General features: G+C 58.8%; 9 protein-coding genes and 1 pseudogene. 4 read left to right on the top strand and 6 right to left on the bottom strand.

Annotated features, from left to right (window positions below; translation table 11 throughout):
• Positions 1-323: 323 nt before the first annotated feature.
• Positions 324-953, bottom strand: a complete 630-nt coding sequence (locus BM345_RS25445; protein ID WP_093385421.1) for a histidine phosphatase family protein — start codon at positions 951-953, stop codon at positions 324-326.
• A 140-nt stretch (positions 954-1,093) separates the two neighbouring features.
• Positions 1,094-1,711 carry a hypothetical protein gene (locus tag BM345_RS29890; protein ID WP_175545150.1) on the bottom strand — a complete coding sequence of 206 codons (618 nt, stop codon included), beginning with the start codon at positions 1,709-1,711 and terminating at the stop codon, positions 1,094-1,096.
• A 395-nt stretch (positions 1,712-2,106) separates the two neighbouring features.
• On the opposite strand from BM345_RS29890, the gene BM345_RS25450 reads away from it, so the two are divergent.
• Together BM345_RS25450 and BM345_RS25455 are read left to right on the top strand one after the other, a co-directional pair.
• Positions 2,107-2,634 carry a hypothetical protein gene (locus BM345_RS25450; protein WP_093385424.1) on the top strand — a complete coding sequence of 176 codons (528 nt, stop codon included), beginning with the start codon at positions 2,107-2,109 and terminating at the stop codon, positions 2,632-2,634.
• Positions 2,634-3,308: a hypothetical protein gene (locus tag BM345_RS25455; RefSeq protein WP_093385426.1), complete on the top strand. Its 675-nt coding sequence runs from the start codon at positions 2,634-2,636 to the stop codon at positions 3,306-3,308. Before BM345_RS25450 ends, BM345_RS25455 begins: the two co-directional genes overlap by 1 nt.
• Positions 3,309-3,656: 348 nt before the next feature.
• Here the strand turns inward: BM345_RS25455 and BM345_RS25460 are convergent, their stop codons facing one another.
• The 4 genes and pseudogenes from BM345_RS25460 to BM345_RS25475 form a co-directional block, all read right to left on the bottom strand.
• Entirely contained in the window at positions 3,657-4,232 is a 576-nt protein-coding gene (locus tag BM345_RS25460; RefSeq protein ID WP_093385664.1) for a hypothetical protein, read from the bottom strand.
• A gap of 330 nt (positions 4,233-4,562) precedes the next feature.
• Positions 4,563-7,823, bottom strand: a complete 3,261-nt coding sequence (locus BM345_RS25465) for a type ISP restriction/modification enzyme (protein ID WP_093385429.1) — start codon at positions 7,821-7,823, stop codon at positions 4,563-4,565.
• Positions 7,824-7,921: 98 nt separating this feature from the next.
• Positions 7,922-8,782 (bottom strand): restriction endonuclease, encoded by an 861-nt coding sequence (locus BM345_RS25470; RefSeq protein ID WP_093385432.1) that lies wholly within the window; start codon positions 8,780-8,782, stop codon positions 7,922-7,924.
• Positions 8,783-9,004: 222 nt separating this feature from the next.
• A pseudogene (locus BM345_RS25475) lies at positions 9,005-10,147 on the bottom strand (YifB family Mg chelatase-like AAA ATPase); the annotation flags it as partial.
• Between the two features lie 184 nt (positions 10,148-10,331).
• Between BM345_RS25475 and BM345_RS25480 the strand changes: the two are divergent.
• Entirely contained in the window at positions 10,332-11,156 is an 825-nt protein-coding gene (locus BM345_RS25480) for a TorF family putative porin (protein ID WP_093385437.1), read from the top strand.
• A gap of 61 nt (positions 11,157-11,217) precedes the next feature.
• Entirely contained in the window at positions 11,218-11,556 is a 339-nt protein-coding gene (gene glnK, locus BM345_RS25485) for a P-II family nitrogen regulator (RefSeq protein WP_093385440.1), read from the top strand.
• Positions 11,557-11,564 lie beyond the last annotated feature (8 nt).

Raw genomic sequence — 11,564 nt, forward strand, 5'->3', positions numbered from 1 at the left:
CTGCCACTAAAAGCAGCAGGTTAGGGTTCTTACGTGGGTCAGATTTAGATGGAAATCGCCGGGGTTAGTGGGTCACTTCTAGATGGAAATCAACACTCTATGCATCAAATTGACGCTTTTGCATCTTGTTCTGCGCAAATTTTGGGTCAATGTAGGCAGCGTCCGCCCCATGTCTTCGGGATCGATCTGCCCTAAATGCGAGTTGAAGCGCCGCGGAAAACACGACTTGCATGGGCCTTTATGCCGATCCGGAGCAGCCGGACGCGCCCACCGATCGATCGGCCTACGGTCTTTGCTGGCCGAACGGCGCGCCTGCTTTGCCACTAGGCGCCGGAGGTGGGAGGCTCCAGGAGTTTCCAGATTCGCTTCGCGGATCTCGTGGTGTAGATCAGACCGCAGTTGGGTATCGGGTTGTCCTTGTCGAACGTCCAGAAGTGCTCCATGAGCTGTTTCGAGCTCCAGGTCGGGTGCATGAGGCGAAGGCGCATCGCTTGCATAAACTGACCGTGGCTGAAGGCGTACACGAGTGACTCTTGCGGGAGCACGTTCAGTCTCCCGAGGGTAGTTTGGACGCGCAGCAGCAACGTACTGAAGCTTTCAGCGCCTGGTCCATCGCAATACATTGGATCGGCGGTCGACCAGAACGCCTCGATGTGCGGAAGTCGTGACGACCGGGAGGTCCCGTTCCAGCGGGACGGCTCTAGATAAGTGAACTCCTCCATGGGCAGAACGTGCACTGCCGCATTGGGAAACCGAGAAGCTGACGGGGCCGCAGTTTGCTTCGTTCGCAGGTACGGCGAGGTAGCAATCACGTCTGGACTTTCGGACCAGCCCAACGCGATGGAACGCGCTTGGGCCACCCCTTGCTCAGTGAGCTCAATCGATGAAAGATCGTTGGTGGGAAGTCCCGCGTTCCCTGTGCTTTCTCCGTGACGTACGAAGACGACGTTCATTGATCGGATTGTGATGCCGGGTCGGCTCCTCCTTTGCCTGCTTTGCGACAAAGTAAGTACGAGCCCCACGCAGGAGCTTCGGGGGCTTCCAGGACAGCGGCGCAATTCGGTCTAACCTCCGCACGGGATTTCGCGTAGCCTTAAAGTTCCTCGTCTTCCGTTAGAAGCAGATCTATTTGGGCTTTGAGCCGGGCTTTGTCTGCTTCATGAAACTCATGCGGAATGAGCAACCATGCTCGTCTACCACCGGAAAGTCTCACGGGGATACGGTCGTGGCTCGATTCGTCAATCACCCGGTCATCCTTCGGGGGCTGAGCTCGAGAATTGGCGACAGACATGGACTGCGCCACTTGTACGGCAACCTCTTCTTCTTCGTCTGTCGCGACAGGCTGAGGGCCGGGCTCCTCAGCGGCACGCTGACCAAGTGCCTGCGCGAACTCAGCTGATCTGCGGAAAATGCCGACCAGGCTCTCTGCGGTACTGGGAAGAAAGTCCCGCTGTATGAGTTCATACCTCAGGTTGCCATCGGACGGTAACCCGGAAGAGTAGCGGTCAAGAAGCTCCGCAAAGATCGGCGGAGCAGCGAGGAACCGTCGAAGGTATGCTCGGCTCATTTCCCCTGTGGGAGCGAACTTGTAGTTCTCGACGTCCTTAGTGACGCTGAGCAGGCCGTTACTGTGGCGCTCTACCAGACCGTAGTATCTGAGCGATGCCAAGGCACCTAAAGCTCGCCCGTTGTTGGCGTCTTTGTAACCCATATGCTGAGCTACTACGTCCGTCGGTGCCGGATGAAGTCGCTCCCTGTCATAGACCTTGAGGGCTTTCTCTATGGCCTCGTCCAGCGGGATTGAAGGCGCACGGGGACTCTTCTTACGGGGAGACAAATCTGTAGCCGCCATACTCGCTCCTAGCTCTAGAGGTTGGAGTATAACTCGTCGTCTACTTCGGGTCAATACTTGATCCATATACTCATGAAGCATGTGAATGCGAGGTAACGGGTTAAAGGCTCATCGCTCGTGACATACACATGACCTGCATGCGTATTCGGATTTCGCGAAAACCGAATCGGTTGGAAAAGAAGTAGAAGTGCCAGTCGTTCTGTTTTCGCGAAACCCGAAACCGCCTGTCGGCCGCGACCTGCTAACCTTGACGTATGGCACACGACAAGCAGGACTCTATAAAGCCGTTCGACTTCGTTCTCGCGGTCAAGATCGCTGTCAACAAGGAGCAGGACTACCTGATCTCTCAACTGGCTGAAGAGTTTGGGGTATCGGTATCAACAGTTCATGCGGGGCTTCAGCGCGCAGTGCTAGCCAAACTGCTCAGCCGCTCTTCAGGCTCGCTCAGAGCGATACGTCCTGCATTGCAGGAGTTCGCCGTGCACGGCGTGAAGTACGCGTTCCCGGGTGCACTCGGTCGCTCAACGAGAGGCGTTCCCACTGCGATTGGAGCGCCCATTCTTGCCTCGCACTTTGAAAGCACGAATGCCTTGGTGCCTGTCTGGCCACATCCGGAGGGGAAGACATACGGATTTGAGTTGATTCCGCTCCATCCTGCCGTGCCCAGGGTCGCACTTCACGATCAGTCGCTGTACGAGGTGTTGGCACTTGTGGACGCTATCAGGGTTGGTGCGGCCAGAGAGCGAGAGATTGCGGTAGAGGAACTGAAATGGAGACTCTGATGAACGAAGACCCAAACCTGTCGGTCGTGAGTCTTGTGGCGCATGCCCTGGGCAATCTGCGCGAGGAGTTCATGTTGGTCGGCGGCTGCGCTGTGGGCCTACTGATTACCGATACGGGCCGGCCGTCAGTACGTCAAACGGCAGACGTCGATATGGTCACGGAGGTGACATCATTCGTTGACTACTACAAGGCGCTGGAGCCTTTGAAAAAAACCGGATTCTCTGAGGATCACACTGCTGAGCACATGTGTCGCTGGCGGAAGGGCGAGCTAATTCTGGATGTGATGCCAAGCCAAGAGGTCCTTGGGCACTCAGTGAATCGGTGGTACGCGGAAGCGGTCAAGGCGCCACAGAAAGTAGTGCTGCCAAGTGGGGATGCGATCCACATAATCACGGCTCCCTTCTTTGTGGCCACCAAACTCGAATCGTTCAACAGTCGGGGTGAGCAGGACTACCTGCATCATGATATGGAGGACATTCTGAATATCGTCGATGGCCGGGAAGAGTTGCTTACGGAACTCGCCTCCGCACCTGAGGCGGTAAGAATGTTTGTTCAAGAGGAAATCGACGGGTACTTGGCGGACGAGACATTTGTCGATCGGCTGGAGTGGATGTTCCCCGACGGTCGAGCCGAGCTGGTCATCAAGCGCCTGAGGACGCTCGCCGGTGTGTAGGTTGATGGGCGCATCCGCTCTCTCGGCGAAACAGCTGCAGTTTCAGCACAGTTCGCGACCCCGCGTTTAGGCCCCGTCGTAGGCCGTCAAAGTGGCGCAATGGGATCGGCACGTTCCGGCGCCAATGATCGCGCGACTGCCTTCTGGCCATTAACCAAAGCGGCTAGGGCGCAGCCAACGAACGGTTCCCTCCGCCTCCTCATCGGCTCTACGGAAGTTCAACAGCACTAACCGTTGAAGCAAGGTATCGGTGTCGGCGGCCAAGTTAAGGTCAGGCCAGCCGTAGGCCTGCAGAACGCGTCATCAAGATCGTCGTGCAGTGTCTTGAGAACAGCGGGCCGTCTCGGGTCAAAGCGCCTCGAATCGCCCTTTGAGGAACTTACCCGCTCCGCCCTTCAGCTCGCTTCTGTCAAAGAGGCGACCTCGGAATTGGAAGTCTCGATCAATGCGAACGATGAGCAACTGCTGAAAGCTGCCTTGGCTCTTGACGTGTACCTCGTCGCCGGCTTTCTCAGGCGAGATGGTCTTGACCTCCACAAGCCGTCCGGCAATGGTGCCGTCCGAGCCCGGCGAGTGCGTCGCGTGACGGCGCAGCCCGAACTTGATTTCAGCGTAGATCTCGCCCAGCTCGCCCCACACCTGCAAGTACCTACCTGTGTTTTCGAAGTGGCGCCTTGCGCAGTCGACCAGGTCTTCCAGGATCTGAGCTTGCTTTAGCACGCTAAAGGGAAAGCCCTCCCGACTCTGAAAGGGCTGAACCGATGAGGCATCGTCCTCAGGTTCGTCCTCAAGCTGAGCATCGATCCACTCCCTGCTTACGTACTCCTCGTGCCAAGGCGCATAGCCAGCGCCTGCAGCGTCATTGATTTCCTCTGCGCTGTAGCCACGGTCCCGCATCTCGTGAAGAAAATCCCAATCGCTCATCGTCGTCTCGCTGGTTGTGTGCAAGCGCCTCGCGGCGTCATCGCTCTTGTGCTTGCTTGCAGCTGGTTCCTTGCTTGAGGGTGTCGGATCCCGAGCAGAAATAGACCTTGCCATTGCACATGGCGGTCCAAGAGGACGTGTACATATTCAACCGGTAGGCCGCGACAGAGATGTCGTCTGGACGGCAGCCGATTGCGCCGGAGGACGCCGATTGCAGGCTCGCTGTCGATGCAGCGCAACCGACAAGTAGCAGCAAAGGCGCAAGGCGCAGGCCTAGCCAATTATTTCTCAACTGGTCCCTCGATTCGCTACCTTGAGCTGGCAAGCCAGTCAGGCGAGAGGCCATGCAGGAATCGCCGCGTCAACGAGGACTTCGATTTCCATAGTCCGCTTAAGGGCCACAAGAATCCTCTTATAGGTTCCGAGGTCCTCGAACGTCAAAGCTCTGCCTACGCGGTCCCCCAACCACTTCCTAGCAACGGTGTACCCACCAACTCGGTAGCTCCAGACGCTTTGCGAAACCCCGTCAAAGAATTGACCTTCATTGATGTAGACACGCCCCACTTTGTCAAAGGAAAGATCATCGGCCGCTGCGCTCTCATCGACTGCAGCATTCGCTTGCTCGGTTGATTCAGCAAGCTGGAAGCTAACCGCTTCGACGAGGTTGGTCCCAGCAACTGGGAAGGAGATCGTGCCAGTATCCGAGTCCGATTTCAGCGTATGAAGAGAAACCAACTCTTCGCCTAACTGACAGAGGCTCTTGAACACTTTCTTGTCTGAAGTGAATGGCACTCTCGGGTGCTCACGCTTAAGCGGATCTGCATATCTGTCACGATACGTCGGCGAGAACAGCACCGCGTATATGTAGTGGAACACGTTTACAGGGCCGAACGAAGCGGCGAGGTCGCCACCGCCCTCGGGCAACCACTCGAATCCAAACCCCAGCGCGAGCTCGTCCACTAGTGCTGGATCCAAGTTTGCTCTGCGCTTTACCTCAAGGGCGGTGTCCTTCTCACCCAAGGAAGGCTGCGCTTCAGGCAAAGGGTAGACATACAGGGGGTAGAGGTAGTTGACCTCTTTGAGCGAGACCGTGTGGTGCGTAAAGAGCTTATCAACAACGAATGCATGCTCCCAGCCCACAGCGATGTCGATTGCTCGCGTCGAGCCAAGCGCAATGTTCTCTCCGTCCAGCATGTGTTGTGAGACCCTCTCGCGCCGATGGACTGCCACGTTTGAGTCGTAAACAGTCCACCGCGTATCAAACGGGCGATAGACAATGGGGCGAACGTTTTGCTCCCAAGAGTTGTCCTTGCTAAGGGCCTTTTTCGCTTCCGCATAGCTCCATTGATTAGTCCTGCAGAGGCGCCAGAGTTCTCTTGCCTTTCCTTCCGACTCGGTCGCAATTAGGGCCCGAACCTTTGCCTTCGCCTCGTCGGCTGACCACGAAATTGCGAACTGGTCGTGAGTAGTAACGATGCCAGGCGCTGGGTCTTTGGAGTTCTGATTGAAGATTTCGGGCAGCGACTTGTAGCTATGGAATTCCTTGACGTTGGTGTCGTCGTAGGGAACGAAAAGCCGCTGAGGAGGAATGGGGTCGAGCAACGCCCAAGGTGTATCGGCGATGTCGTGCGCGTCAAGCCACTCGTATTTGTCCTGACGCGAGCCCGTAATGCTGAAGTGGCGAACGGTCTGCTTGTCGGCGCGCACTGGACGCTTCACCATCACCGCGATCGAGACCCCCTGTTGAATATCGAAGACGTTCTCGTCCTTCGTGCCGTTTTCACCAACGTCCTGAGCCTTCGTGCTGCCCTTTAGGTCAAGGATAAAGATGTCGTCGAAGCTCTTTTGAAGGCTCGCCCGCATATCCATAAAGGTGGCGTTCTGCAGATATCGATTGTTGGTGACGAAGGCGAGTACCCCATGGCCTGTTTGGTCAATGCGCCACTGTGCGAAGCGAATGAACTTCGCATAGTCGTCTGAAAGCCATTTCGCTTGTCCAGGCTTCAAGAGAGCCGGGCTCTTCTTGTACTCGTCCATGAGCTCCCGAATCCAAGCTCCTTTGTTCACGCTATGGCCTGAGTAGGGCGGGTTGCCGACAACGACCATAATTGGGGTGGATTGTTTTACCTCGCTTGCCTGTGAGGCTTCAGCTGAAAGCCATTGAGTAAAGAGCGGAAGACCTGCCAACTCGTGCGCTTTCTCAAGGGTATTTGTTAGGAAAACACGAAGTCGCTCGTTGCTGGCGAAGTCATAACCCGTTTCGCGAAGTTGAACGCCAAGCTTCATATGAGCCACAGCGTAGGGTGCCATAAGCAACTCAAAGCCGTAGATGCGCGGCAAGAGATGCTCTGCAACGTAGCTCGGCCACATTCCTTCGTTGCCTGCAAAAGCATGGTGAATTTGGTCGACTACGTTAAACAGGAACGTTCCAGTACCAGCGGCAGGGTCCAATATCTGGACTCGATGTGTGAGCACCTTTTCCTTGAGAGGAACGCCCTTCTTGTTGGTCTTTCCAGTTGGTCTTTCTACTTCCACCTTGCTGTAATCTGCAAGGCCCTGGCCAAGTCCGAAGACGTCGCGCAGCACTCTGTCGACCGAACGGACGATGTAGCCGACGACCGGCTCTGGGGTGTAGTACACCCCCCGCTGCTCGCGAAGCGCAGGATCATATTCAGCGAGGAAAGTCTCATAAAAGTGGACAACAGGGTCTCGACGCTTCGATGCTTTACCGAAGTGCTTAAGCACTTTAGATATGTCTGCATGGTCGAGGAGGTCGGCCAAGTCGTCTACTGCCCAAGCGATACGCTCATCCAATTCCGCTCCAGCAATACTGGCAAAGAGCTGCCTTAGGAACGGGTTGGTCTTGGGTAGGTCGTATGCCGCGCCCTGGCGGGTGAAAGGCGTGCCTGGCTCGTGATTAAAGCGGGCAGCGAAGAGGCCGTAACATATAGTCTGCGCATACATGTCCGCAAACTGTTCCGGCTCCAACTCGTCGCCGAACAACACACGTTTGAAACCCTCAAATTGGGCGTTGAAATCGCCGTGGCCGTTCTCTAGTTCGAACGCCTTGGATATCAAGTCCCGAATCAATCGCGCCATTTGCGCCATACGAGTAGCCAAGTCTCGCGGACTCGTGGCGACGGGAAGTCCGGAGGTGATGAACGTCTGAAGCAACTGCTTTGCTGCGTCAAACTCCTCCGGAATGCGGATTATCGTCGCGCCGTTCCACTTTCCGAGTTGCGCGCTGGCGATTAGTTCGCCGTCTCGATACAGTCGAAATGCCAAGTAATCAGTGAGCACCAAGTTTCGCAGACTGGCGCGATATCGCTTGAGTTGACTGTCCTTTTCAACGGCGCTGAGGTCCTTGCCCACATCCTTAGCCTCTACGTATCCGATCGGAGTGGCAGCAGCATTTGATTTGGTAATAATGTAGTCTGGAGCCCCGCAGTCAATACGCTTTGGCTCATTTGTCGCGACAATTTTGCCCGCCGCTTCGAGGAGCTCCTTGAGCGCAGGTCGATGAGTATGCTCAGTCGCATTTCCGAGCTTCAATGCTTTGTCGATCGCGGCTAGGTACTTGTCAAAATCCATGGTTTTCAACGGCCTCCTTCATGCGGGCCAAGAGATAGATATTCGATTGAGGGTCGCGGGCCATCAGCGAAGCTGTTGGGCCGATTGCAGCAGTAGGCCTAAACGAGTTTACGAATGCCCTTGCATGCGGGGTAGGTCGAGCACCCCCAGAAGGTCTGGCCAACATTGCGGCCCTGCTTCGCAGTTCTCTTCACCATCTCAGCTCCACAAGAGGGGCATTGAAGACCTGGAGCCGGCGCCCATTGGGATTCGCGATGTGCGGCGGCAGCTGGCTCTGGCCGCGCGCCTATCGAAGTCTTTGCCTTGATGAGAAGTCCGAACAGCTTTGCTCCGTCAATCAAATGCAAGTTGCGACCACGCGCGAAGTCTCTCGCGTCACCGCTGAACGTGCCTGAGGTCACAACGAACCCGCCCGTTGCTCCTCGTGCGGCCATGACGCCATACAGCTCCCGCACCACATCGACGCCGACCTTATAGGCCTTCCATTGCTTGCACTGGACAAAGAATTTCTCCCCGCCTTTGATCAGCACGAGATCTACGCCGCCATCGGGACCCCCGCCACCTGCTTCAAGTACGCGAAACCCTTGCAGTCGAAACGCCTCGCCAACGAGCAGTTCGAACTGGCGCCACGACATCCCATCGAGCGCACTCGCGGTCTCGGCCTGTGTGACGCTGCCGACGAGCGCCTGACGGGTTCTGCGGCGCCAGGCCGACATACCCGCGCCGACAAGGCACAAGACCGGGACGATGTACTGCGCATATCCAGCGAGGCTGGCTCCGGCACTTCGGACAGCAGTCGTAGCCACGCTTCCTGGGTGAAAGGCCGTCGTCACCGGCTGTGCCCAGCGGTGGAGGATCAGATAGGCGACCAGCGCAAGGACGACGCCGCCCCACCAGGGCAGCATCGCAACCAGTTCCAGTAGATCCTCCAGCGGACTCGATTTTCTTCTTCTGCCCATTGTTCTTACCCAGCGTGGCCCGTTTAGAACAGGTCGAGTGCATCCCCTTCGTAGCCGGCATTTTGTATGGAATTGCATGAAACCCCGTGCAATCGATCACGTGGCCTACCCACTTACTGCCCCCAAATTTGGGGAGGTTTTCCGCGGTTGTGGGATTCAGGCGCAGGGTTTAGGCGCCCCGTCAATAACTTTGACCAAAGCGCAACTACTTTGACTCTCAACAACCTGATCGGGCGTGCAGCGGCAATTGCGCAGCCGCGAGCCCAGGTGGCCGCAGGGGCAGGGGTTCATGGCCGCGATCAACTGGAACTTCGCCGGGAACTCGGAACGCCGGGCGGCCCGGGCGATGGTGATGTGGCCGGTCTCCAATGGCTCTCGCAAAGCCTCCAGGGCGGACCTGGTGAATTCCGGAAGTTCATCGAGGAACAGGACTCCGTGATGCGCCAGCGAAATCTCGCCCGGACGCGGCGGCGACCCGCCGCCCACCAGCGCCACCCCGCTCGCGCTGTGATGCGGCGCGGCCGTGGGCCGCTGCATCCATTGCTCGGCACGGAAGCGCCCGGCCAGGCTGGCGATGGCGGCGCTCTCCAATGCCTCCTGCGGGCTCATCGGAGGCAGCAGCCCGGCGAAGCGCTGCGCCAGCATCGACTTGCCCGAGCCCGGCGGGCCGGCCATCAGCACGCTGTGCCCGCCCGCGGCGGCGATCTCCAGCACCCGCTTGGCGGCCGCGTGGCCCTTCACGTCCGACAGGTCCGGCAGCAATTGCGACATGCCGGCCGCGGCCGGGGGTTCGATGCGCGACCAGCCCGAGTCCTGCGCCCCGTCGGGCGGCATCGCGCCCTCGGGCAGGAACTGGGCCACCACATCCAGCAGATGCCGCGCGCCGTACACCTCGGTGCCGGGCACCAGGGCCGCCTCCAGTGCGCTGGCCTGCGGCAGCACCAGCCGTGCCGACGCAGGCCCCGGCGCGGCGGCCCGGGCCATCGCCATGGCCAGCGCGCCGCGCACCGGCCGCAGTTCGCCTGACAGGGAAAGCTCGCCGGCAAACTCGTGGCCCGCGAGCCGTTGCGCGTCCACCTGGCCGCTGGCCGCCAGGATGCCAAGCGCGATGGGCAGGTCGAAGCGCCCGGAGTCCTTGGGCAGGTCCGCGGGCGCCAGGTTCACGGTGATGCGCTTGTTGTTGGGGTATTCCAACCCCGCGTTCTGGATGGCGCAGCGAACCCGCTCCCGCGCCTCCTTCACTTCCACCTCGGCCAGACCCACCAGGGTGAAATTCGGCAAACCGTTGGCCAGATGCACCTCGACGGTCACGGAAGCCGCTTCCAGGCCCAGCAAAGCGCGGCTTTGCACCAAAGACAGACTCATATTCCTCCCTATCACCACTTTGGTGCGACATTGCGCGCACCAGATGGCATCTTGTATTTTTTTCAGACCTAGTTCATGACCGCCGGTGCTCTTAGTGTGAATGCTTTGACACACTTTGGCACGCTCCCTGCTTTGGAGGGTTGTCTCACAAACCACCACCAATCCAAACCGAGGAGTCCCCCGAATGATGCACCGCAAATCCGCTCTGGCATTGGCCGCCCTGGCAGCCGCGCTGACCGTCTCGAATTCCGCGCTGGCCCAGACTGCGGCCGCTGCGCCGGAGACCTCCCCGATCACGGCCAACGTCACGCTGACCACCAACTACAAGTTCCGCGGCCAGGACCAGGACGTGTTGGGCAGCAACGGCAACTTCAAGACCAGCGCGGTCAAGCCGGCCATCCAGGGTGGTTTCGACTACGCCCACGAGAGCGGCTTCTACATCGGCAACTGGAACTCCAGCGTCAACTGGCTGGACGGCAACAGCATCGAGATGGACGTGTACGGCGGCTACAAGTTCAAGGGCGCCGGCCTCGACTGGGACGTGGGCACGCTGGGCTACATCTACCCCGGCGCCACGCAGGGCAACACCTGGGAAATCTACGGCTCGGGCACCTATGCCAGCGACTTCGGCGCGTTCACCCTGAAGTACTCGCACACGGTGTCGGACGACTATTTCAACTGGGCCGGCGCCAAGGCCAACTCGGGCCTGTCGGGCCGCAACACCGGCTACCTGAACCTGGGCTATGCCTACGAGGTGATCCCCAAGCTGACGCTCAAGGCCGCGGTGGGCTACACCTTCTTCTCCTCCGACATCAAGGACAACACCTCGGCGGCCAACTACTACGACTACAACGTGGGCGCTGCCTACGACTTCGGCGCCGGGCTGGCGCTGGGCGCCTACGTGCAGGGTGCCAACAAGGGCAGCGCCTTCGAGGTGACGGGTGCCGACGGCAAGACCCTCAACCCCAACAAGGCCCGCTTCATCCTGGCCCTGACCAAGACGCTGTAATCGCCGCCAGGGCGGTGCCCTCGCCGGCATCGCCCTTCGAACATCTGTAGGAGAAACGTCCATGAAGCTGGTCACAGCCATCATCAAACCCTTCAAGCTCGACGAGGTGCGCGAGGCGCTCTCGGCCATCGGCGTGCAGGGCATCACCGTCACCGAGGTCAAGGGCTTCGGCCGCCAGAAGGGCCACACCGAGCTCTACCGCGGCGCCGAGTACGTCGTCGACTTCCTGCCCAAGGTGAAGATCGAAGCGGCCGTGGCCGACGAGCTGGTCGAACGCGTCATCGAAGCCGTCGAAGGCGCCGCCCGCACCGGCAAGATCGGCGACGGCAAGGTCTTCGTCTACGACCTGGAACAGGTCGTGCGCATCCGCACCGGCGAGACCGGCCGCGACGCGCTCTGAACACAAGG

It is taken from the genome of Variovorax sp. OV329 (genome assembly GCF_900114785.1).
In the GTDB taxonomy this organism is placed as follows: domain Bacteria; phylum Pseudomonadota; class Gammaproteobacteria; order Burkholderiales; family Burkholderiaceae_C; genus Variovorax.